The organism is Rhodococcus sp. IEGM 1370 (assembly GCF_033142325.1).
Taxonomy (GTDB): domain Bacteria; phylum Actinomycetota; class Actinomycetes; order Mycobacteriales; family Mycobacteriaceae; genus Rhodococcoides.
Genome location: NZ_JAWLRY010000014.1, coordinates 102804 through 125789, shown reverse-complemented (window position 1 = coordinate 125789; position 22986 = coordinate 102804). Strand labels below are relative to the sequence as shown.

Here is a 22986-nt window from a genome sequence, read left to right as displayed (position 1 = left end):
ATTCTCCCAGCTCAGAGCAACATTCTTTCTATCTGACACGCCTCGCCTACACGCCAGCGTGAAAGCCCGAGGCTAGCATGGGGATGTCGCGAACAGCCCGACGGCGCTTGTAGATCGAACGAATGCATGGAGGCCCGTGAGCGAGAAGAATCCGCTGGGCGGTGCGGATACCGGGAGCTACGGGCAGCGGTTGCTGGATCGAGTATTGGCGGGATCGCCCGCGAGCGAGAGCCCGTTGACCCACGTCGCAGAACTGCCGGCGCGCAACTCCCAGTTCTCCTCCTGGCCGTCGTGGGTGGGCCCGGAAGTGGTGCAGGTGATCACCTCTCGTGGGATCTCACAACCCTGGACGCATCAGGCACGTGCGGCAACACTCGCCGCCGAGGGCAGTCATGTGGTGCTCTCGACCAGCACCGCGTCGGGAAAGTCGCTGGCGTATCAACTCCCCATCCTCACGACGCTGTCCGCCGATGCCCGAGCGACCGCGCTGTATCTGGCCCCCACCAAGGCCCTCGGTGCCGATCAGCTGCGCACCACGATCTCGATCACCGACGAGTTGCGTTCGGTATCAGACGAACTCGCCGAGGTGTTCCCCAGCGCGTACGACGGCGATACGCCGATCGAGATTCGCCAGTGGGCCCGCGCAAACGCGCGCTGGATCTTCACCAATCCCGACATGCTGCATCTCGGCATCCTCGGCTCGCACGAGCGGTGGTCGCGATTCCTCCGCAACCTCCGCTACGTGGTGGTGGACGAATGCCATTACTACCGTGGCGTTTTCGGATCCAATGTCGCGCTCGTGCTCCGCAGGCTACGACGCCTGTGCGCACGGTACGGGGCATCGCCGGTGTTCGTTCTCGCCAGCGCCACGACCTCCGAACCCGGACGCGCCGCAAGTCGCCTCATCGGAGCGCCGTGCGCGGAAGTCACCGAAGACGGATCCCCGCACGGAGCCCGCACCGTCGCACTGTGGGAACCACCGCTACTCAAAGAGATCACCGGCGAAAACGGCGCTCCGGTAAGGAAATCCGCAGGTGCGGAAGCGTCGCGCATCATGGCCGACCTACTGGTGGAGGGCGCGCGAACTCTGGCGTTCGTGCGGTCCAGGCGCGGAGCCGAGGTGACCGCGCTGGGGACCCAGAGAATTCTCGCCGACGTCGATCCGCAATTGATACGACGCGTCGCCGCCTATCGCGCAGGGTATTTGGCGGAGGACCGACGCAAACTCGAATCCGATCTGTCCGACGGCACACTGCTGGGCGTCGCCACCACCAACGCGCTCGAATTGGGTGTCGACATAGCCGGTTTGGACGCGGTGATCGTGGCGGGCTTCCCCGGCACCGTCGCGTCGTTCTGGCAACAGGGCGGCCGCGCCGGACGACGCGGGGAGGGCTCGCTGCTGGTGCTCGTTGCGCGCGACGATCCACTCGACACATATCTGGTGCATCACCCGGCGGCTCTGTTGGACAAGCCCGTCGAGGCGACCGTCACCGACCCCACCAATCCGTACATCTTGGCTCCGCAGTTGCTCTGCGCTGCAGTGGAACTGCCGATCACCCTCGTCGAGGCCGAGGAGCTGAGCGCGGAATCGGTGCTCGAGGAACTCGAACTGAAAGGCTATGTGCGCAAGCGTCCGCACGGGTGGTTCATCACTCCCGAGGGGCAGCAGCTGTCGCCGCACGGTGCGGTGAACATTCGCGGCGGCACCGGGGTGCAGGTGGCCATCGTCGACGGCGAGTCCGGTCGCATGCTCGGCACGGTCGACGGCGGCAGAGCGCCCGCCACCGCCCACCCGGGTGCCGTCCACATTCACCAGGGTGAGTCGTTCGTGGTCGACGAGCTCGATCTCGATGCCGGTCTCGCACTGGTGCACGCCGAGCAGCCCGAGTGGAACACCTCGGCCCGCGAGATCACCGACATCTCGATCACCGCGGTGCACGAATCCGTCGACTACGGCGAGGTACGCGTCGCACTGGTGCAGGTGAACGTCACGCATCAGGTCGTCGGATATCTGCGACGCCTCCTCTCCGGCGAGGTACTCGATTCCATCGAACTCGACATGCCCGCACAGACACTCGACACCAGGGCCGTCATGTACACCATCACCCCGGAGTTGCTCGAGCACAGCGGAGTTCCGTACGAACGATTCCCCGGATCACTGCACGCCGCCGAACACGCCGCCATCGGACTGCTGCCGCTCGTTGCCACCTGCGACCGCTGGGACATCGGCGGAGTGTCGACGGCTCTGCACCCCGACACCGGCCTGCCTACGGTGTTCGTCTACGACGGATACGACGGCGGAGCAGGCTTCGCAGACCGCGGTCACGTGGCCATCGCCGATTGGCTCACGGCCACGAAAGACGCCATCGTCTCCTGCGAATGCCAAACAGGTTGCCCCTCCTGTGTGCAATCACCCAAATGCGGAAACGGCAACGATCCACTGGACAAAGACGGTGCTGTTCGAGTGTTGACGGCGGTACTGGCGGCCATCACTCGGGAGGGGTGAGCCCGGGGATTCCGGTCCAGCGCCGGTCCAGCGCCGGTCCAGTGATGGGCGCAAACGCGCGCGCATTCGCGGAACGCGTGCAAAATCGGCTGCTGAACGGGGCTATATTGCGCGCATCTGACAAACGCGCGCGCATTCGCGGCGTCTGGCGCAAGGCGTGACCTCACGGGCCCACTGCAGAATTCGTCATCTATTCGAAGGCCGGCGGGTACGCGAACCTGCGACAGCCGATGCTACGTCGGTTCCGGGCTGTTGCGAATGGACAGGGCCGCAGCGGACGACCGGATGTGTTCTTCGGCCGACTTCATTGCGAGCTCTGCGTCACCGGATTCGACGGCCGCCAGAATCTGCCGGTGTTCGGTATTCAGCTTGTCGGCCAACGAGTCCCAATCCTCGATCCCCAACAGCGCGGCGAGGATCGGCGCACGCATCGACTCCCGGATTGCTGCGGTGAGGGACGCGACGAAGTCGTTGCCCGACGCCTCGGCCAAGGCGATGTGAAAGTTCGTATCCGCGTCGTTGAACACCTCTCGGGTGACACCCTGCGCTGCCATTATCTCCACAGCATCCCTGGCCTGGGCGAGCTTGTCCTGATCGGGGGCCACCGCGGCGAGGTGCACGCTTGCGCGTTCGAGAGCTACACGCGTGCTGATCAAGTCGTCGATCCGAAAGTTGGCCAGCGCGACGTGCAGGCGAAGGAGACGCGTGAGCGCCGGCCGCGGCAGTGCCGCAACGAAGGTGCCGGCTCCGGGACCCGAACCCGGTGACGACCGGAGGATTCCACTGCTTTCGAGGACGCGTACCGCTTCACGGACCCCGGCCCGGCTGACGTCGAGCTGAGCTGCGAACTCCCGCTCGGGCGGCAGCGGATCTCCGACGCGGAGATCGCCCGCCATGATGCGCTCCTCGATCGCGTCGATGACCAGTTCGTGCGCGCGGGCGCGCCGGACCGGCTTCCACGGAAGCGGATCGTTCTGCGCCCGTTCAGCGTCGTCAGCCATAACGGTCATCCAACCAGAAGAAGGTCTGTGCCTCGAGCCTCTTGACCCCATCGAGTGTGATCCATATCATTGGTCATGTGGTCAGACCTCACACACCTTGAAGGTCTTGAATGGAGAAGCCGTGTACACACCCGATCTCGAACCGCTCGCGGGCAGCATCGGATTGTCCGCTGCGGTCGCGTGCCTGCCGCTGTTGACGGTCTTCGTCACGCTGGGCCTTCTTCGTTGGAAAGCCCACTTCGCCGGTCTGGCCGGGCTCGTCGTCGCGCTGGCAGTGGCGGTTCTGGCCTACGACATGCCGGTGAATCTGGCCGGGCTGTCGGCCACACAGGGCTTCGCCTTCGGGTTGTTTCCCATCGTGTGGATCGTGATCTGTGCGATCTGGTTGTACGAGTTGACCGTGACAAGCGGACGATTCGACGACCTGCGCCGCATCATCGATGCCATCTCCGACGATCCGCGTATCCAGGCGATCATCATCGCGTTCGGCTTCGGCGGACTACTCGAAGCCCTCGCCGGATTCGGTGCTCCCGTCGCCATCACCGGTGTCATGCTGCTGGCTATCGGCTTCGCTCCGATGCGCGCAGCCGTCGTCGTATTGCTCGCCAACACCGCGCCGGTCGCCTTCGGCGCCATCGGCATTCCTATCCTCACCGCCGGCAACTTGACGGGCATCGACTACCACGAGATCGGCGCGTACGTGGGCCACCAGACCCCGTTCATCGCCCTGTTCGTACCGCTGTTCATCGCGTTCTTGACCGATGGTCGACGCGGCGTCGCCCAGACGTGGCCGGTCGCCCTGGCCGTCGGTGTCATGTTCGCCGTCGCGCAGTGGGTCAGCGCAACCTGGATCTCGGTCGAGCTGACCGACATCATCGCCTCGCTCGCTGGCATCGCCGCAGCAGTCGTGGTTCTGCGGTTCTGGAAGCCGACCGGATCCGACGCGGCCCGCGAACGCATCCTCCTGGCCCGAGATGCGGACCTCGATTCGGGGAGCTCCGGCACTGCGCCGATCACGCCTGCACCGGTCGCCACCCGCACCATCGAGGCCGCGCCGCTGACGACCCAACGAGTGTGGCTCGCACTGTTCCCATACCTTCTCGTCATCGCGGTGTTCTCGGTGGCCAAACTGTGGTCCCCGGTCGCCAGGTTCCTCGCCTCGACCGACATCGCCGTACCGTGGCCCGGTCTCGACGGCAACATCCTCACGGCCGCCGGTTCCCCTGCCACCACCACCATCTACAAGTTCACCTGGCTGTCCACGCCGGGAACACTGCTCCTGATCTGCGGCGTCATCGTCGCCGCCGTCTACCGCGTCAGCGCTCCCGACGCCGCCCGGCTGTTCGGAAGCACCCTGATCAAACTCCGATTCTCCGCACTCACGGTGGGCGCGGTTCTGGCGCTCGCCTACGTGATGAACCAGTCGGGGCAGACCATCACCATCGGAACCTGGATTGCCGGCACCGGCGCATTCTTCGCCTACCTCTCCCCGATTCTCGGGTGGCTGGGAACCGCGGTCACCGGTTCGGACACCAGCGCGAACGCGTTGTTCGCGACGCTGCAGCAGACTGCAGCGATCAACGCCGGCATCGACCCCACCCTGCTGGTCGCCGCCAACACCTCGGGTGGTGTGGTGGGAAAGATGATCAGCCCGCAGAATCTCGCCATCGCTGCTTCCGCGGTGGGGTTGGTCGGGCGGGAGTCCGAGATATTCCGAAAGGTCATCGGGTGGAGTCTCGGCCTGCTGCTTGCCATCTGTCTCCTGGTCGGACTCCAGAGTTCGGTACTGGCCTGGATGCTCCCCTGACCCGTCGTCCCCACCACTCGCCGTAATACTGCACAGAATCGAGACCATGACATGCCCATCACCCGGCAGATGCCCAAAGCGACCGACCTGCGCGAGGTCCTTTCGTTCAAGAAACCGGATCTGAATCTGCGTCGACGACGCCTCAGCGCCGCACTCACCATCGATGATCTCCGCACCATCGCTCGTCGACGCACCCCACGAGCCGCATTCGACTACACCGACGGTGCCGCCGACGCCGAGATCTCGCTCTCGCGGGCTCGACAGGCCTTCCGTGACGTCGAATTCCACCCCTCGATTCTGCGGGACGTCTCCCACGTCGACACCTCGACGACGGTGTTCGGCGGGCCGTCCGCGCTCCCGTTCGGCATCGCACCGACGGGATTCACCCGCCTGATGCAGACCGAGGGCGAGTACGCCGGTTCTGCCGCGGCCGGAGCTGCCGGAATTCCGTTCTGCCTCTCGACCCTGGGCACCACGTCGATCGAGGACGTCAAGGCCACCAACCCGAACGGTCGAAACTGGTTCCAGCTCTATGTCATGCGAGACCGCGACATCTCGTTCGGGCTGGTCGAACGCGCCGCGAAGGCAGGCTTCGACACCCTCCTGTTCACGGTCGACACGCCCGTCGCCGGATCACGACTGCGCGACAAGCGCAACGGATTCTCCATCCCGCCGCAGCTGACCGCGTCGACGATCGCCAACGCCATCCCGCGGCCCTGGTGGTGGTGGGACTTCCTCACCACGGCCAAGCTCGAGTTCGCGTCACTGTCCTCTACCGGCGGCACGGTCGGAGAGCTGCTCAATTCAGCGATGGATCCATCGATCTCGTTCGAGGACCTCGACGTCATCCGGGAGATCTGGCCCGGCAAGCTGGTCGTCAAAGGTGTTCAATCGGTGGCGGATTCGGTCCGTCTCGCCGAACTGGGAGTCGACGGAATCATCCTGTCCAATCACGGAGGCCGACAACTCGATCGCGCTCCTGTCCCCTTCCACCTGCTGCCGCAGGTGGTGAGCGAAGTCGGCTCCGATTTCGAGGTCGCCGTCGACACGGGAATCATGCACGGTGCCGATATCGTCGCCTCCATCGCGATGGGAGCGTCGTTCACCCTCGTCGGACGCGCGTACCTGTACGGCCTGATGGCCGGGGGCCGCGAGGGCGTCGACCGGATGATCGAGATCCTGCGCGAGGAAATCGTGCGCACCATGCAACTACTGCAGGTCAATTCACTCTCGGAACTGACCCCGGAGCACGTCACTCAACTCACTCGATTCGCTCCCCTCCAGTCCGGGGCCCGCACCTTCACGACACGCTGACCGCTGTAGGCCAGGGTTCGAGGCCGGGGTTCACGGCAAAGGCTCACGGCAAATGCGCGCGCATTCGCTGAATGCTCGCGAAATCGCCGGCCAGACGGGGCGAATCCCCGCGCACCTGACAAACGCGCGCGCATTTGCGAATTCGGCCAGCGGGCGAGGCGGACCGGGGCGGGCAAGCGGGGCGACCCTCACCCCGGACCCGCCCGCGCCGAGGCGATGGCGTCGGACATTCCGAAGCGCCCGAGGAACACCGGCTGCCCCATCGTCACGATCACATCCCAGTCGTCGATCGTGCACTCCCGCAACCGAGTCCCCATTCGCCCCGCCAACTCCCGCGCCGTCTCACAGGCATCCGCCACTCCACGATCGAGGGCCCCCGCCCCGGCAAGCGCCGCGAGATCCGCCGCCGACTGCGCCTGATGACGCGCACCCACCGCCGAGCCGACATGAACCACCATCACCACGACAACGATCAACGCCGACATCGCCAGCGCCGCCAACACCGTCGCGCCACCCTCGTCATCACGCACCGCCCTCCCCAAAGCGAGCCTCATTCCGCGGCAACCGGTTCCGCAACAGCGACCGCCTCTGCAGACAACGTCAGTCCAGGCAGCGGACTCGCCACTTCCACCCGCGCGACGAAGAACTCCCCGTCCTCGGTCACCGTGATGCGAGCCCCCTCCGGCGCAACCCTCTCCCCCACCGACACAGCCCGGTCCGTATCCCCTCTGGCCGCCAACCGAGCTGCCTCCCTGGCCGCATCGACGCAGCCGATGTGCATCGTCACCGACACGATCGCCCCGATGCACACCACGATCACCGCGACGATGGACGCGATCGCGAACGCCGCCTCCACCGTCACGGCACCGTCGTCATCGGCCAGGATCAGACGGCCGTGTTCAACGCTCGATCGATGATCCCCGTCAGCGCCGTCACGATGCTGTCGCCGGTCACCACCGTGTACAGCACCGCCCCGAACGCCGCGGCCGCGATGGTCCCGATCGCGTACTCCGCGGTCGACATGCCATCGTCCTCCACGCCGAACAGAACGATTCGAGTCTTCAACTCCTGCAGTGCATTCTCGATCATCTCGATTCCCCTCCCTGTTGTCCGCTGCGGTAGTTCCGCAACGGAAGATTGTCGGCGCGGCGGTCACAGTAGACCGCCGCCCAGTACGTTGCCCGCCAGTCCGATCACCACGGGGATGATCCCGAGACAGATGAAGGCAGGCAGAAAGCACAGCCCCAACGGCCCGCTGATCAGCACACCCGCGCGTTCGGCCGCAGCGGCCGATGCATCCTCGGCCCGGGTTCGTTGTGTCGCAGCGAGTTCCGTCATCGCCGACGCCATGGACGACCCGGCCCGGGCAGATCGGCGGGCCGTCCTGGCCAGAGCCTCGGTCTCGGGATCCTGCGCGACGGCGTCCCACGCGGCCGCGGCGTCGGCACCGAGTTCGAGCAGATCGGCTGCCTTGCGGAGCGCGATACCGAACGAGGTCGGAGCGGAATGTGCCGCTGCCGCAGCGGCGGTCGATATCGGCAAGCCTGACCGCAGACAGGCTGCGAGCAGATCGAAGGTCGTGGCCACTGCGAGCGGGTCGGGTGTCGGCACATCGACGGTGTCGGTGTCCGCCCGGCGCTCGGATGCCAGCCTGTGCAACCCACCCGAGACCGAGGGCAGCGTGATCGATGCCGTGGCCAGACACAGCACCGCCACCCACATCACGTCGTCACCTTGCCGGTGATTGCATCGGTCCACAGCAGTCCCGCACAGCCCAGCGCCGTGCCGATGAGCAGCAGCATTCCGCCGAGCCCACCGCCGAGCAGAATGTCCAGTGGATCGGCTCCCATCAGCTGACCGAGCGCGACTCCGAGAATCGGTAGACCGGCCAGCACCAGCGCGGTGGCACGGGCACCGGCGAGCGATGCGTCGGTTCGTTCGCGAAACCGTCTGCGTCCCAGCAAGTCCTCGCGGACGGCGTCGAGCAGTTCGGCGAGCGCGAGCCCGTGCTCGTCTGCCACTCTCCACGCGGCGGCCAGCCGGCCGAGCTCGGGGTCCAACAACGAATCGGACGAGGCGATACCGTCGGCGGCCATGCCGCCCAGCCGGGAGCGCGATGCCGCACCGCGCAGTGCCGTCGACGCGATGCCGCCGCACTCGTCCGCCGCGACCGCGCTGGCCGTGGCCGGATGGGACCCGACGCGTAGCTCTCCGATGATCACCTCGACTCCGGTTGCAAGCCAGTTCAATTCGTCGGCACGCCGGTCGCGTTCGAGTCGCCGACGATAGCGACGCCGTCCGGTACCGCCCGCCATCGCTGCTGCGCTCACGGCCCAGATTCCGCCGAACCACCACGCCGCCCCTGCCGCAAGCAGAACGCAGCATGCCGGCACCAGCCATCGCGGCGCGGACGAAGCCGCCCGTTCTTCACCAGGCAACCGACGGAAACTGCTCGGCCACAGGGCAACCGCGAGGGCGAGGACCATCACCGCCGCCGTCATCGCGCGTCACCGCAACGGCGGTCGAGCAGTTCGAGGAGCCGACCTTCACCCGGCGTCGCGTCGGCAGTCACCGACCAGGCCGCCGCGATGTGCACTCGCCCGGTGGGATCGACGTCGACCACTCCGATCTCACGTAGTCGTCGAGTACCGTCGGAACTTCGGTGGACGTGCAACACCACTTGGACCGCAGCGGCGAGTTGGCTGTGCAGCGCGTCTCGGCCCATTCCGCCCAGTGCCGCAAGGGCTTCGAGTCTGGCCGGTACCTCGGCCGGGGAGTTCGCGTGAATGGTTCCTGCTCCACCGTCGTGACCTGTATTGAGTGCCGTCATCAAGTCGATGACCTCGGCCCCGCGCACTTCACCGACCACGAGCCGGTCCGGTCGCATTCGCAGGGCCTGACGCACCAGCTGCCGCACCGATACTTCACCCACGCCTTCGACATTGGGCGCGCGGGCCACCAGCCGGACCACGTGCGGATGTGCCGGGGCCAACTCGGCGGCGTCCTCGACGCAGACGATCCGTTCGGCCGGATCCACCTCTCCGAGAAGGGCGGCCAAGAGTGTAGTTTTTCCAGCGCCGGTACCGCCGACAACGAGAAATGCCAGGCGACCGAGCACGATTCGACGCAGCAGCTCGTACCCGTCTTCGGTCACGGCTCCCGATGCACGGAGCGCGGCGAGTCCTTGAGTTGCCGGTCGCAGCACCCGAAGCGAGACACACGTTCCTCCGCTCGCCACCGGTGCCAGCACCGCGTGCAGGCGGACTCCGAACGCCCCCTGCCCGACGCCCGGCAATCGACCGTCGACCCAGGGCTGCGCGTCGTCCAAGCGGCGGCCGGCCGACAACGCGAGCCGCTGCGCCAAACGACGTACGGCAGCCTCGTCGGCGAAGCGGATACCGGTGCGCTCGAGTCCGCGACCGCGATCGATCCACACCTGATCCGGTGCGGTGACCAGCACATCGGTCACTCCGGGCTCGGTCAGCAGCGGCTCCAACGGCCCCGCGCCGGTCAGCTCGGTCTGCAGAACACGAAGGGCCGCAAGCATATCGGTGTCGCCGATGACTCCACCTGCTTCCGCTCGAATGGCCGCGGCGACGGTCGCGGGAACCGGAGCGTCAGCCGATGCCGCCAAGCGATCACGGACGCGGTCGAGCAGATCCGCGGTGACGACGGCGCTCATGCCGCCCACCGCTGACCACCGGGCTTGTGTGCGAACGTATCGAGCACAGCGTCGGCTGCCGCGGCCAGCGGCGAACGTCGGCCCAGCACCAGACCTCCTCGTTCGAGGCGCTCGGCCAACGCGGGCTCGGCGCGCATCGACGTCAACAGAGGAAGCCCGAGGGCGACGGCGATGTCGTCTGCTCTCAGCCCTCCCGGCGCAGGCCCACGAACGACCAGGCCGACGTTGGCGTTTCGATTTACCACCTGTGCTGCCACCGCCTCAGCCGACGTCACGGCCCGCAGTTCGGCCGGAAGTACCAGCACGACGAGATCCGCCGCGGTGTACAGAGCGTCGGAGACGTCGCTCGGATGACGCGGAGCGTCGCACACCACCAGATCTCCCGCTGCGCGTCCTGCATCGACCACAGCCGCCACTGCAACGGCCGAGAGTCCGACACCCCGGTGCTCGGATCGGCCGAGCGCGAGCACCGACAACCCGTCGCGGGAAGGCAGCGCCCCGTGCAGAGCGTCGCCGGAGACTCGGCCGCCTTCGACGACCAGGCCGGACCACCGCAGACCCGGAGCGTTCTCCCAGCCGAGTAACAGGTCGAGGCCGCTGCCGTACCGATCACCCTCGACGAGGAGAGCACGTCGGTCCGAGCGGCTGCTGCGGAGTCCGAGTGCGGCGGCGAATGTCGATGCGCCCGCGCCGCCGCGAGCGCCGACCACGACGATCACTCCACCGTCTCCCGACGGCACCGACGCGGGTTCGCCGAGTATGCGCACGAGTGTGTCTTCGTCCTGCGGCAGGGAGAGCACATGCTCGGCACCGAGCGATGTGGCGATGCGCCAGTCGTCGAGTGTCGGTTGCGCGTCCGTGACCAGAATGACGCCCGAGCGTCGCGAAAATCCGGACGCCAATGCCGTCTCTGCGGACTCGAAATCGACCAAAATTGTTCCGGGTCGGTCCCACATCGACCGTGTCGATCCGATACCGACCAGTAAGTTCTGCTCTTCCGCAACACAATCCGCGGCTGCGGCTATTCGATAGACGTCCTCGCGGAGTCCGCGAAGTTCGATCGACATCGCCACTGTCGGGTGCGCAATTCGCTGTCGCGGGTCCGTTTCCATGCGCCAAGCCTGCGTGAGAATCTGCTCGAGGTGCGCGCGACTTGGGGAAATGTGGATAGATCGGGGCCTGTGGATGAATACCGGTACTGCTGTACCAGTTTTTGACCCGACCCGGAAAAGAGGACGACCCTCGCCAGGGGGGGAGGAGGCGAGGGTCGTCTGGTTCAGCCCCGGGGGGTCGGGCTGAACACCGCCCGGAATGAACCGGGCTCATAGCAAATACTACACCCGTGGACTTCCTTGTTTGCAAGTTCAACCGTCGCTTTTTCTCGACGGTTTCGGACCGAGTCCGCCAGTGGCACCGCGCAACATCCACCGGTCACCACCGGCCACTATGGTGACAAACGTGACCCAGAGCGCGAGCACCGACGACGCCCCGGCCGGCCGACGCGCAGCGCGCGTGGCGGCATTCTTCGACCTCGACAAGACGATCATCGCCAAGTCCAGCACGTTGGCATTCAGCAGGCCGTTCTTCGACCAAGGACTCATCAACCGGCGCGCCGTTCTCAAGAGCAGTTACGCCCAGTTCCTGTTCCTGCTCTCCGGAGCCGATCACGACCAGATGGAGCGCATGCGCGCACACATCGCGAGCATGACCGCCGGCTGGGACGTCGAACAGGTACGAGCAGTCGTCGCCGAAACCCTGCACGACATCGTCGACCCCCTCGTGTTCGCCGAAGCCGCCGACCTGATCGCAGACCACAAGCTCCGCGGCCACGACGTGGTGATCGTGTCGGCGTCCGGCGACGAGATCGTGCACCCCATCGCAGAACTGCTCGGGGCCGATCACAGCATGGCCACCACGATGGTGACCGTGGACGGCAAGTACATCGGCAAGGTCGACTTCTACTGCTATGGCGAGGGCAAGGTCGACGCCATGAACTCCCTGGCCGCGCAACACGATTACGACTTGGCGTCGAGCTACGCGTACTCGGACTCGATCACCGACGTGCCGATGCTGCGCGCCGTCGGGCATCCCACGGCCGTCAACCCCGACCGAGCGCTGCGCAAGGAAGCCGCATCCCGCGGCTGGCCGATTCTCACCTTCTCCAACCCGGTCTCGCTGCGATCACGGATCCAGACCCCGTCCGGTAAGACCGTAGCGGCAAGTGCGGCAGCAGGTTTCAGCGCTCTTGCGGCCGGCGCGATCACCTACGGACTGCTCCGAAGAAAAAGATGACGCTCAACCCCTTGATGTGAGGCGCGTCACGGGGTACAAATGAGGTACGGAAGAACGGAAGGCCAAGATCGAATCGGAAGAGAAGATTCGCTCTCCCAACCGCCCTTCCCAGCACGGACACCAGGCACCCACGCGGAGCGGCCACCTAATGGCAGAAGCGCTGTGGGCCTGCGAGATTCGTCGATGATCAGCAAGAACCCTGCACCGGTTGCAGGGATGACCTCATCACCGTGGAACCCTCGCCGAGGCCACGTGGTTTTCCATCACAGCCCACCTGAGCACGCTTGGTAACCAGGCGCTCCGTGCTAACGGGCGGCGAAGTCGACGCAAGTCGGCATCGCCGCCCTTTTATGTGCTCACTACTGCAGGCTCCGCTCGCCGCCCTTTTATGTGTGGGCTATACCGCAGCTTCGGCAATCGAAGTCGCCTCTGCCGCACCGGCTTCGAAGGCTCCACAGCACAGGATCACCCAACTCCCGACGCCCGTCGCGGTGCCCTCGGCGAATCCGGTCGCGCCGTCCCGGTAGGCATTTGCTCGACGCATCCAGCTCACTTCCGGCACTCCGAGGTTGTGGGGGTCGAAGCCCGACGACGCCGCCACCAGTCTCGATGCAGCCCGCGCAACGATGCCGTCGGCCGATCCGAAAGCTTTGAGCGTCAACAACTCACCGTGCACCACCGCCGCGATCACCGGAGCGGGTGCAGAGGTTCCACCGGTCACGAGCTGAGCGAGCAGATCGAGTCGCTCGCCGACCCCCGAATCACCGCGCGGACGACCGAGCGCGGAGGCGTCGTCGACGAGATCGGCAGCTGCCAACAAGTGGAGTCGAGCCAGGGTCTGCAGCGGAGCGCGCTTCCACGTCGAGAGCGTGTTCTGCAGGGCGTCGCCATCGAGGGCTGCCGCGACTCGAAGCGCTCCGGCGAGCACGGGGTCGCCTTCTTCGCCCTCGCGGGGGAAATCCATCGACCCGCCCTCGAGTGACGAGGACGAGCGGGCCGCACGGACCGCGGCCTCGGCCGCGGTGGCCGGCCAGCCACGACGGTTGGCCTTGTGTCGATGCACCGCGCCGAGAGCGTCGCGCGCCCGTTCGGCGGAGTCGACAACTCCGGGCAGTTCCAGCAGCGGGGCGAGAGGGTCCGTCACGACAGACGACGGTACCCCCTCCCCTCACCCCTACTTTGCCCCTGCCGCCAACAGCTCGGCGCGGGCCTGGCGACGCTTGGCCTGTTCGGCCGGATCGGGCACCGGGACGGCCGCGAGCAACCGCTTGGTGTACTCGTTGGTCGGACGACGCAGAATCTGATCCGTCGTACCGAACTCGGCGAGTTTGCCCTTGTTCAGCACCGCGATGCGCTTGGCCAGTACCTCCACCACAGCGAGGTCGTGGCTGATGAACAGGCACGCGAAGCCGTACTCACGCTGTAGTTCCTTGAACAGCTCGAGCACCTTGGCCTGCACCGACACGTCGAGCGCGGACGTCGGTTCGTCGGCCACCAGCAGCGTCGGCTCCAGGGCGAGCGCCCGGGCGATACCGACGCGCTGACGCTGCCCACCGGACAACTGGTGGGGGTAGCGGTTGCGCATGGTCCGCGACAGGTGAACCCGGTCGAGCAGTTCCTCGACCTTTCGATTTCGGTCTGCAGCACTGTGCTCGGTGTGCAACAGCATCGGCTCGGCAATGGACTGTCCGATCGGCCAGCGCGGGTTCAGCGACGAACCCGGATCCTGGAACACGATGCCGACCTTGCTTCGCACCGACCGCAGTTCACGATTCGACAGGTTGGTGATGTCGACGCCTGCGATCGACAACGAGCCGCCGGTGAGCTTGTTCAACCCCACCACGGCCTTACCGATCGTGGACTTGCCCGAGCCGGACTCACCGACGAGGCCGACCACCTCACCCATCTCGATGTCGAGGCTGACCCCGTCGACGGCCCGGAACACGGTGCGGCCCGGGTACTCGATGACACCGTCGACGATGCTCAGTGCCCGGGTCTCCTCGACGGCACTGGGCTCGGCGATCTTCCCGGCGGTCACAGCCTCGATGCTGCTGCCCAGGTGCGGGACCGAGGCGAGCAGCTGCTGCGTGTACGGATGCGATGCGTTCTTGAATATGGTTCGCGCAGCGTCTGTTTCGACGATGACGCCGTCCTTCATCACCGCGATGCGGTCGGCCATGTCGGCCACCACACCCATGTCGTGGGTGATCAGGACGATCGACGCGTCGATGCGGTTCCGGAGATCACGCATCAGGTCGAGGATCTCGGCCTGCACCGTGACGTCCAGGGCCGTGGTCGGCTCGTCCGCGATCAGCAGCGACGGATCCGAGGACAGCGCCTGGGCGATCATGGCGCGCTGACGCTGACCACCGGAGAGCTGGTGCGGGTAGAAGTTGACCCGCGTCTGCGGATCCGGCATCTCGACGAGCTTGAGCAGCTCGACGGCCCGCGCTTTCGCTTCCTTCTTCGACAGCGAGGTGTGCGCGCGGATGGCCTCGGTGATCTGCCAGCCGATCGAGTACACCGGATTGAGCGCCGTCATGGGCTCCTGAAAGATCACCGCGACGTTCTTGCCGCGGATGGGTGCGAGCTGCTTCTCGGGCAGCCCGACCAGCTCTTTCTCGCCCAGCTTGATGCTGCCGGACACCCGGGAATTATCGGCCAGCAGGCCCGGGACGGCCATCGCCGTCGTCGACTTACCGGATCCGGATTCACCGACGATGGCGAGAACTTCACCGGAGGCGACCGTGAACGAGACGGTGTCGACCGCCTTGCGCCAGACCTTCTCGACCTCGAACTCGACCGTCAGATCGGTGACGCTGAGAACCGTGTCCTTCTGAATACTCATGTCAGTTCCGTTTCGGATCGAGTGCGTCACGGAGTGCGTCGCCGAGCATGATGAACGCCAGCACTGTGACGGAGAGGAACGCGGCCGGGAACAGCACCAGGTGCGGTGACGTGAGGAACCTGGCTTGACCGAGGTTGATCTGTAGGCCCCAGGAGATCTCGGGGGCTTGCAATCCGATTCCGAGGAACGTCAATGTCGCCTCGGCCGCGATGAACGTACCCACCGAGATCGTGGCGTAGATGATCACCGGGGCCAGCGCGTTGGGAAGGATGTGTCGCACCAGAATGCGGTAGGTCGACGCTCCCAATGCCTGTGCGGCCTGGACGTATTCACTGTTCTTGATGGAGATCACCGACGATCGCACCAGGCGCATCGCCGTCATCCAACCGAAAGCCACCAGGGCCAGCGAGACGGTGAAGATGGTGCGCTGGGCGGTGACGGTGAGCAGGATCAGAGCACCGAGCAGCAGCGGAATCCCGAAGAACACGTCGGTGAAGCGCGCCAGGATGCTGTCGATCGCACCGCCGAAGTAGCCGGCGAGAGCACCGATGAGGACGCCGATGATCAGCACGCCGATCACCGAGAGCACACCGATCGACAGCGAGATCCGCGCACCGTAGATGACGTTGGCGTAGTAGTCGCAGCCCTGGATGTCGGTGCCGAACCAGTGTGCTGCACTGGGTTTTTGACCGGAATCGGACAGCGAGCACACTCGCGGATCGATGCCGCGGGCGAACAGCTGCGGGAACACCGCCATGACCAACAGCACCAACAGCAGGAACGTGCCGATGATGAAGAACGGGCTCTTGCGCAGGTACTTCCACGCGTTGCCCCACAGGCTGGCCTGACCGACCAGCTCGACGGCCTCGCCGGTGACGACGTTTCCGGGCTGGCCCTCGTCCGCGGCGTGCTGAGCTGCGCTCGAATCTTCTTTATTCATAGCGAATCCTTGGATCGAGAACCGCGTAGAGAACGTCCACCACGAGGTTGAAGAAGATGTAGAAGAACACGAAGAGCGTCACGATGCCGACGACGACGGCACCTTCCTGACGGGCGAGACCGTCGTAGATGGCGCGGCCGAGCCCGGGCAGGTTGAACACCGTTTCGGTCACGATGGCGCCGCCCAGCAGACCACCGACGTCGGCACCGATGAAGGTGACAACAGGAATCAGCGAGTTGCGCAACGCATGCCGAACGATGATGCGCCGGTTACTGATTCCTTTGGATTTGGCGGTGCGGATGTAGTCAGCGGCCATCGACTCGGCCACCGAGGTGCGCGTCAGACGAGCCACGTATGCCATCGACAGCGATGCGAGCACCAATCCGGGAAGCAGGTAACTCGACCAGCCGTCGTTGATGCCGGAGATCGGGAAGAGCCCCAACTTGAGACCGAGGGTGAACTGGGCGATGAAGCCGAGAACGAACACCGGCACCGACACCAGCAGCGTCGTCGAGATGAGCACCAGGTTGTCGAAGAACGATCCGCGCTTGAGGGCGGCGAGCACGCCTGCGGCGATACCCATGACGGTCTCGATGACGACGGCCACGATGGTCAATCGGACCGTGACCGGAAGTGCCCGCTCGATGGTGTCGAGAACGGGGCGTCCGGAGAAGTCGGTACCGAAATCGCCCTGGAAGAAGCCGCCGATGTACTTGAAGTACTGCACGAAGAGGTTGTCGTCGAGGTTGAACTCGTCTCGCAACTGGGCAACGACGCCCGGGGCGAGGGGGCGATCTCCGGCGAGGGCGCGGATGGGATCACCCGGGAGCGCGTAGACCATCGCGAAGATCAAGAACGAGGAGCCGATCAGGACGGGAATCGTCAGCAGTAATCGGCGAGTGATGTAGCGACCCACTGTGTGTCTTCTCCTTGAACAAGGGACGAACCTGCGCCTCGGGTCTTGCCGGCGCAGGTCGGTGTGGGGCGGATGCGCCCCACGGTTGAACGAGACCCGGTGGGTGACAGCCGATCACGCTCGGCTCCCACCCACCTGGGTGTGTCGTCAGCTGACTACGACGTCCTCGAGGATGATGTTGCCTCGGTTGTCGATCTTGACGTCGGAGACGCGATCGGACCACACAGCCTGGTTCAGGCCGTAGAACAGCGGAGTAGCGGGCATCTGGTCGATCAGGATGTCCTCTGCCTTCTGGTAGTCCGCGGTTGCAGCGTCGATGTCTGCAGCGTTGTTGCCTTCGGCCAGCGCGGCGTCGAATGCCGGATCGTTGAAGAAGACGTAGTTGCTACCTGCAGGCGGGGTTGCGGCTGCCGAGTACAACGGGGAGAGGAAGTTGTAGATCGACGGGTAGTCCATGATCCAGCCCGAACGGAACGGGCCGGTCATACCCTGAGCGTCCTGCAGCGGCAGGTACTGCGCGAACTGGAGGTCACCGCGCAGTGCGTAGTTCACACCCAGGTTGTCACGCAGCTGGTTGCCCACGGCGGTCATCCACGAGTCGTGGCCCGCACCGGCGTTGAACCACAGATCCACCGGCTGGCTGCGGTCGAATCCGGCCTCGTCGAGCAGACGGTTGGCCTCGTCCGCGTTGAGCTCGCAGTTGGCACCGCAGGCGTCCTCGCGGTAGCCGTCGACGACGGGCGATGCGAAAGATCCTGCCGGAGTGCGGGTATCGGTGAAGATCGCGGTCGCGATGGCCTGGCGATCGATGGCCATCGAGAATGCCTTACGCACGTTCGGATCCTGGAATCGCGGATCGTACGTCGGGAAGCCGAGCGAGGTGATGTCGGGACGTGCGCGCTCGCCGTACCGGTCACCGAACGTGTCGCGGGCAGTGGCCCATGCGTCCTCGGGGAGGTCGAGCATGACGTCGAGTCCGCCACCCTGAACGTCGTTGTAGCCGGTGCTCACCTCGGTGTAGACCTTGAAGTTGACGCCTGCGGACTGTGCCGCATTGTCGCCTGCGTAATCGTCGTACTTGGTGACGGTGAATCCCTGTCCGGGAACGAAGTCCTCGTCGGCCTTGAACGGGCCGTTACCGATCGGGCGAGCGCCGTAGGCGTCGGGGTCGGCATAGAACGCCTCGGGCAGCGGGTCGAATGCGGTGTAGCCGAGGGTCAGCGGGAAGATCGCGAACGGTCCGTTGAGCTTGACGGTGAAGGTCGTGTCGTCGACGACGCTCAGTCCGCTCAGTTCGGTCGCGACGGGCTCGGCGGTGTCGCTGCCCTGCAGGTCTGCGTAGCCTTCGATGTTCTCGAAGAAGTAGGAGGCACCGAAAGCGTTGGTACTCAACGCGTTGTAGCTCCAGGCTTTGGTGTAGGACTCGGCCGTGACGGGGGTGCCGTCGTGGAAGGTCCAGCCGTCCTTGAGCTTGACGGTCCAGGTGGTGTTGTCCTCGGACTCGACGGACTCGGCAACTCCGTTGTACTCGACGCTGTTGTCCTCGTCGTTGAACGTGACCAACGGAGTGAAGAGCGCCTCGAGAACCTGGCTGCCCTCGCTCTCGGTGGTGTTGCCCGGAATCAGCGGGTTCTCGGGCTCGCCGATGTAGATGCTGTAGATACCGTCGGCGCTACCGCCGGAGCTCGAGCCTCCGCCGCCACAGGCGGCGAGCAGGCTCGCACTCATCAGCACAGCCGTGGTGACTACCGCGGCACGTTTGATACGCAAGAAAATCCTCCATCCAGATGTGAACACGGGGTCGTCCGTGCTCAGTTCCTCGGGCGCGACGCCCGGGGATTCGTGGGCGACCGCATGGCACGGCAGGTGGGCCGTTCCAACGATCTGATGGGATGGACTTTAGACACATCCTGAAACGAACATGTGAACTCCCCCAGATTTTGCTGACCCGTGAGTAAGCCGGAAACATGATCGAAACGTTTCGGCAAGTCGATTTCTCACAGTTCGGACATCGGCGTCGCCCGGGGTGCGCGCCAACGGCCCCGATTACCGCCCAGCGTGCAGAAACTACCGATCACCGCAGATCAGGGGGTTGCAGGCGATTGCAACGGTGCGATTGCCATCACATGTGACTACCCTCACAAGGGGCTCGAGACAGGCACGGAAGTGCAGTTTCATGAGCGAAATGCACCGGACGAAAGTGAGCTATTCGAGATGACGACCAGTACCTCCGGAACCGACGAGACCGCGGTTGCCTCCTACGCGCCCTCGGCCGAGTTCGCCGCTCAGGCCAACGCCGGAGCCGACCTCTACGCCGCCGCGGAGAACGATCGACTCGGCTTCTGGGCCGAACAGGCTCGCCGGCTGCACTGGCACACCCCGTTCACCGAGGTACTCGACTGGTCCGACGCCCCCGTCGCCAAGTGGTTCGCCGACGGCGCGCTCAACGTCGCCTACAACTGCGTCGACCGCCACGTCCTCGACGGTCATGGCGACCAGGTGGCCATCCACTGGGAAGGCGAGCCCGGCGACAGCCGCGACGTCACGTACTCCGATCTGCTCGCGGACGTCAGCCAGGCCGCCAACACGCTGACCGAACTCGGCCTCGTCTCCGGCGACCGCGTCGCGATCTACATGCCCATGATTCCCGAGGCCATCGTCTCGATGCTCGCGTGCGCCCGCCTCGGCCTGACCCACTCCGTCGTCTTCGCCGGCTTCTCGGCCACCGCGCTGCGCTCGCGCATCGACGATGCCGAGGCCAAGCTCGTCATCACCACCGACGGTCAGTGGCGACGCGGCAAGCCCGCTCCCATCAAGGACACCGTCGACGAGGCCGTCGACGGCGCTGCCTCGATCGAACACGTGCTCGTCGTCAAGCGCACCGACTCCGAGGTCTCGTGGACCGACGGACGCGACCTGTGGTGGCACGAGACCGTCGCGAAGGCGTCGAAAGAGCATGAGGCACAGCCCTTCCCGGCCGAGCACCCGCTGTTCATCCTGTACACCTCCGGTACGACGGGTAAGCCGAAGGGCATCATCCACACCTCCGGCGGCTACCTGACGCAGACCTCGTACACCCACCACAACGTCTTCGACCACAAGGCAGGCAAGGACGTCTACTGGTGCACCGCCGACATCGGCTGGGTCACCGGGCACTCCTACATCGTCTACGGCCCGCTCTCGAACCGCGCAACGCAGGTCGTCTACGAGGGCACGCCCAATTCGCCCGACGAGCACCGGCATTGGAACGTCATCGAGAAGTACAAGGTCTCGATCTACTACACCTCCCCCACCCTCGTTCGCACATTCATGAAGTGGGGCAAGGAGATCCCCGAGGCACACGATCTGAGCTCGATCCGTCTGCTCGGCTCCGTCGGTGAGCCCATCAACCCCGAGGCGTGGCGTTGGTTCCGCGATGTCGTCGGCGGCGGCACCGCACCGATCGTCGACACCTGGTGGCAGACCGAGACCGGCGCGATCATGATCTCCCCACTGCCCGGCGTCACATCCACCAAGCCCGGCTCCGCAATGACCCCGCTACCGGGTATCTGCGCCAAGATCGTCGACGACGACGCCAAGCCACTCGGCAACGGCGGCAACGGATATCTCGTGCTCGACGAGCCCTGGCCGGCGATGCTGCGCGGCATCTGGGGCGATATGGACCGCTACAAGGACACCTACTGGTCCCGCTACGCCGAGGAGGGTTGGTACTTCGCCGGTGACGGTGCCAAGTACGACGAGGACGGCGCACTCTGGGTCCTCGGCCGCGTCGACGACGTCATGAACGTCTCGGGCCACCGCATCTCGACGTCCGAGGTGGAGTCCGCGCTCGTCAGCCACCACGGTGTCGCCGAGGCCGCTGTCGTCGGTGCCGCCGACGACACCACCGGCCAGGGCATCGTCGCGTTCGTCATCCTCCGCGCAGGTGTGGAGAACACCGGCGACGATCTGATCAAAGAGCTCAAAGCTCAGGTCTCCAAGGAGATTTCACCGATCGCTCGGCCACGCGAGATCTCCATCGTGCCGGAGCTGCCGAAAACGCGTTCGGGCAAGATCATGCGTCGCCTACTGCGCGACGTGGCCGAGGGCCGCGAACTCGGCGACGTCTCAACCCTCGTCGACCCGAAGGTGTTCGAGGCGATCAAGAAGGGCCGCTAGCGGCCAGTGGTGTGGATAAGTGCCCGCTGGGGCACTTATCCACACCACTGCCGAAGGCACTCACACGCTGTCGAGCGACTGATCCCGTGTTTCTTTCATGATGATCAACGAGATCAGCGTCAACGCTGCGGCGATGGCGAGGTAGACGCCCACCCAGCCGACGCCGTAGCTGCTCACCAGCCAGGTGGCGATGAACGGGGCAACTGCGGCCCCGAGGATCGACGCGGTGTTGTACGAGATTCCCGAGCCCGTGTAGCGCACGTTGGTCGGAAACAGTTCGGGCAGAACGGCACTCATCGGTCCGAAGGTCAGACCCATCAGGCCGAGGCCGACGCACATGAACACCAGCATCTTGCCTGCCGACGCGGACGCCGGATCTGCGAACCAGTGGAACGACAGGCCGAACAGCACGATCGCCGTGGTGATGACGATGAGCGTGGGGCGGCGGCCGTACTTGTCGGCAAGCAGTCCGGCGACCGGAATCAGAGCCGCGAAGAACAGCACGGCGATGAGCTGCAGTTCCAGGAAGTCGGTGTACGGAATGGCCAGCTTGGGCCCGTTGACGTCGGAGACCTTGCCCGTTCCGTAGCTGACCACCCACGTGGTCATGATGTAGAAGAGCGTGTAGGTGGCGAGCATGACGAAGGTACCGATGATCAGCTGACGCCAGCTGGTCTTGAACACCTGAGCCAGCGGAGTCTTGACCTTCTGCCCGCGCTCGACGGCCAACTTGAACACCGGCGTCTCCTCGAGCTTGAGCCGGACGTACAGACCGATGATGACCATGATCGCGCTGAGCAGGAACGGGATTCGCCAGCCCCACGTCAGGAACGCGTGGTCGGTGCCGGAGTTCGCAGAATCGTAGCCCGTCGCGATGACGATGAGCAGGAAGATGCCGTTGGCGAAGAAGAAGCCGATGGGCGCGCCCAGCTGCGGGTACATCGCGGCCCAGGCTCGCTTGCCCGGTTTCGCGGTTTCGGTCGCCAGCAATGCTGCACCGCTCCACTCACCACCGAGACCGACGCCCTGGGTGAAGCGCATGATCGCCAGCAGGGCCGGTGCCCACAGACCCACCGCGGCGTACGTCGGCAACAAGCCGATCGCGAACGTCGCGACGCCCATCGTGAGCAGGGAGCCGACGAGGGTCGCCTTGCGTCCGATGCGATCACCGAAGTGGCCGAACAGAATCGACCCGATGGGTCGCGCCACGAACGCCAGACCGAACGTCGCGAACGACGCCAGCAGCGCCGTGGTGTCGTTGCCCGCCGGGAAGAACAGACGCGGGAAGACGAGCACTGCGGCGGTCGCGTAGATGTAGAAGTCGAAGAATTCGATGGACGTGCCGACCATCGACGCGATCACGATGCGTGACCGCGGCACCTGAGGTGCGGGAATTGCGCCGTCGGCGACGGCGTGTGTTGAACTCACGAATGCTCCTGAAAGGGGGAAGTTCCCTGCAAATTACCTGATGAACACCTGAGAATTTCACGACCCGGGCGTGTCCGGTGCCCGATCGCGCAAG

At 65.3% G+C, this 22986-nt stretch carries 19 protein-coding genes; 5 read left to right on the top strand and 14 right to left on the bottom strand.

Annotated features, from left to right (window positions below):
- The first annotated feature begins 136 nt into the window (after nucleotides 1-136).
- Nucleotides 137-2506: a DEAD/DEAH box helicase gene (locus R4P47_RS17445; protein WP_317785313.1), complete on the top strand. Its 2370-nt coding sequence runs from the start codon at nucleotides 137-139 to the stop codon at nucleotides 2504-2506.
- Between the two features lie 233 nt (nucleotides 2507-2739).
- On the opposite strand, the gene R4P47_RS17440 is transcribed toward R4P47_RS17445, so the two are convergent.
- Entirely contained in the window at nucleotides 2740-3507 is a 768-nt protein-coding gene (locus R4P47_RS17440; RefSeq protein WP_317785312.1) for a FadR/GntR family transcriptional regulator, read from the bottom strand.
- A gap of 121 nt (nucleotides 3508-3628) precedes the next feature.
- Between R4P47_RS17440 and R4P47_RS17435 the strand changes: the two genes are divergently transcribed.
- Entirely contained in the window at nucleotides 3629-5314 is a 1686-nt protein-coding gene (locus tag R4P47_RS17435; protein WP_317785311.1) for an L-lactate permease, read from the top strand.
- 51 nt (nucleotides 5315-5365) lie between these two features.
- On the top strand, nucleotides 5366-6628 hold the full coding sequence (locus R4P47_RS17430) for an alpha-hydroxy acid oxidase (protein ID WP_317785310.1): 1263 nt from the start codon (nucleotides 5366-5368) through the stop codon (nucleotides 6626-6628).
- Between the two features lie 188 nt (nucleotides 6629-6816).
- On the opposite strand, the gene R4P47_RS17425 is transcribed toward R4P47_RS17430, so the two are convergent.
- From R4P47_RS17425 to ssd, 7 genes are all read right to left on the bottom strand, one after another.
- Nucleotides 6817-7182 (bottom strand): Rv3654c family TadE-like protein, encoded by a 366-nt coding sequence (locus tag R4P47_RS17425; protein WP_317785309.1) that lies wholly within the window; start codon nucleotides 7180-7182, stop codon nucleotides 6817-6819.
- A complete protein-coding gene (locus tag R4P47_RS17420) occupies nucleotides 7179-7490 on the bottom strand; it encodes a TadE family type IV pilus minor pilin (RefSeq protein WP_317785308.1) in 312 nt (103 codons plus the stop codon). The genes R4P47_RS17425 and R4P47_RS17420 overlap by 4 nt, the downstream gene beginning before the upstream one ends.
- Nucleotides 7491-7513: 23 nt before the next feature.
- Nucleotides 7514-7717, bottom strand: a complete 204-nt coding sequence (locus tag R4P47_RS17415) for a DUF4244 domain-containing protein (RefSeq protein WP_068054150.1) — start codon at nucleotides 7715-7717, stop codon at nucleotides 7514-7516.
- A gap of 63 nt (nucleotides 7718-7780) precedes the next feature.
- Entirely contained in the window at nucleotides 7781-8353 is a 573-nt protein-coding gene (locus tag R4P47_RS17410; protein WP_317785307.1) for a type II secretion system F family protein, read from the bottom strand.
- Nucleotides 8350-9129, bottom strand: coding sequence for a type II secretion system F family protein (locus tag R4P47_RS17405; protein ID WP_317785306.1), 780 nt, complete (start codon nucleotides 9127-9129; stop codon nucleotides 8350-8352). The genes R4P47_RS17410 and R4P47_RS17405 overlap by 4 nt, the downstream gene beginning before the upstream one ends.
- Nucleotides 9126-10310, bottom strand: a complete 1185-nt coding sequence (locus R4P47_RS17400; protein ID WP_317785305.1) for a TadA family conjugal transfer-associated ATPase — start codon at nucleotides 10308-10310, stop codon at nucleotides 9126-9128. Before R4P47_RS17400 ends, R4P47_RS17405 begins: the two co-directional genes overlap by 4 nt.
- Nucleotides 10307-11422, bottom strand: coding sequence for a septum site-determining protein Ssd (gene ssd / locus R4P47_RS17395; protein WP_317785304.1), 1116 nt, complete (start codon nucleotides 11420-11422; stop codon nucleotides 10307-10309). Before ssd ends, R4P47_RS17400 begins: the two co-directional genes overlap by 4 nt.
- A gap of 334 nt (nucleotides 11423-11756) precedes the next feature.
- Between ssd and R4P47_RS17390 the strand changes: the two genes are divergently transcribed.
- Nucleotides 11757-12602, top strand: a complete 846-nt coding sequence (locus tag R4P47_RS17390; protein ID WP_373454860.1) for an HAD family hydrolase — start codon at nucleotides 11757-11759, stop codon at nucleotides 12600-12602.
- 397 nt (nucleotides 12603-12999) lie between these two features.
- On the opposite strand, the gene R4P47_RS17385 is transcribed toward R4P47_RS17390, so the two are convergent.
- The 5 genes from R4P47_RS17385 to R4P47_RS17365 all read right to left on the bottom strand — a co-directional run bounded on the left by R4P47_RS17385 (nucleotide 13000) and on the right by R4P47_RS17365 (nucleotide 19076).
- Nucleotides 13000-13746: an oxidoreductase gene (locus R4P47_RS17385; RefSeq protein WP_068054137.1), complete on the bottom strand. Its 747-nt coding sequence runs from the start codon at nucleotides 13744-13746 to the stop codon at nucleotides 13000-13002.
- Between the two features lie 30 nt (nucleotides 13747-13776).
- On the bottom strand, nucleotides 13777-15450 hold the full coding sequence (locus R4P47_RS17380; protein ID WP_317785303.1) for an ABC transporter ATP-binding protein: 1674 nt from the start codon (nucleotides 15448-15450) through the stop codon (nucleotides 13777-13779).
- Nucleotide 15451: 1 nt separating this feature from the next.
- Nucleotides 15452-16390, bottom strand: a complete 939-nt coding sequence (locus R4P47_RS17375) for an ABC transporter permease (protein ID WP_094638621.1) — start codon at nucleotides 16388-16390, stop codon at nucleotides 15452-15454.
- Nucleotides 16383-17306 carry an ABC transporter permease gene (locus R4P47_RS17370; protein ID WP_094612081.1) on the bottom strand — a complete coding sequence of 308 codons (924 nt, stop codon included), beginning with the start codon at nucleotides 17304-17306 and terminating at the stop codon, nucleotides 16383-16385. Before R4P47_RS17370 ends, R4P47_RS17375 begins: the two co-directional genes overlap by 8 nt.
- 147 nt (nucleotides 17307-17453) lie before the next feature.
- Complete coding sequence (locus R4P47_RS17365; RefSeq protein WP_094638619.1) at nucleotides 17454-19076, bottom strand: ABC transporter substrate-binding protein; 1623 nt, start codon at nucleotides 19074-19076, stop codon at nucleotides 17454-17456.
- Nucleotides 19077-19520: 444 nt separating this feature from the next.
- On the opposite strand from R4P47_RS17365, the gene acs reads away from it, so the two are divergent.
- Nucleotides 19521-21464: an acetate--CoA ligase gene (acs, locus tag R4P47_RS17360; RefSeq protein ID WP_317785302.1), complete on the top strand. Its 1944-nt coding sequence runs from the start codon at nucleotides 19521-19523 to the stop codon at nucleotides 21462-21464.
- Between the two features lie 60 nt (nucleotides 21465-21524).
- Here the strand turns inward: acs and R4P47_RS17355 are convergent, their stop codons facing one another.
- On the bottom strand, nucleotides 21525-22892 hold the full coding sequence (locus R4P47_RS17355) for an MFS transporter (protein WP_188078774.1): 1368 nt from the start codon (nucleotides 22890-22892) through the stop codon (nucleotides 21525-21527).
- Nucleotides 22893-22986 lie beyond the last annotated feature (94 nt).

Coding starts and splice junctions, on each gene's coding strand:
- R4P47_RS17440 (WP_317785312.1), bottom strand. CDS start 3,507: ATGGCTGACGACGCTGAACGGGCGCAGAACGATCCGCTTCCGTGGAAG.
- R4P47_RS17430 (WP_317785310.1), top strand. CDS start 5,366: ATGCCCATCACCCGGCAGATGCCCAAAGCGACCGACCTGCGCGAGGTC.
- R4P47_RS17425 (WP_317785309.1), bottom strand. CDS start 7,182: ATGAGGCTCGCTTTGGGGAGGGCGGTGCGTGATGACGAGGGTGGCGCG.
- R4P47_RS17415 (WP_068054150.1), bottom strand. CDS start 7,717: ATGATCGAGAATGCACTGCAGGAGTTGAAGACTCGAATCGTTCTGTTC.
- R4P47_RS17405 (WP_317785306.1), bottom strand. CDS start 9,129: ATGACGGCGGCGGTGATGGTCCTCGCCCTCGCGGTTGCCCTGTGGCCG.
- R4P47_RS17400 (WP_317785305.1), bottom strand. CDS start 10,310: ATGAGCGCCGTCGTCACCGCGGATCTGCTCGACCGCGTCCGTGATCGC.
- ssd (WP_317785304.1), bottom strand. CDS start 11,422: ATGGAAACGGACCCGCGACAGCGAATTGCGCACCCGACAGTGGCGATG.
- R4P47_RS17390 (WP_373454860.1), top strand. CDS start 11,757: ATGGTGACAAACGTGACCCAGAGCGCGAGCACCGACGACGCCCCGGCC.
- R4P47_RS17380 (WP_317785303.1), bottom strand. CDS start 15,450: ATGAGTATTCAGAAGGACACGGTTCTCAGCGTCACCGATCTGACGGTC.
- R4P47_RS17375 (WP_094638621.1), bottom strand. CDS start 16,390: ATGAATAAAGAAGATTCGAGCGCAGCTCAGCACGCCGCGGACGAGGGC.
- acs (WP_317785302.1), top strand. CDS start 19,521: ATGACGACCAGTACCTCCGGAACCGACGAGACCGCGGTTGCCTCCTAC.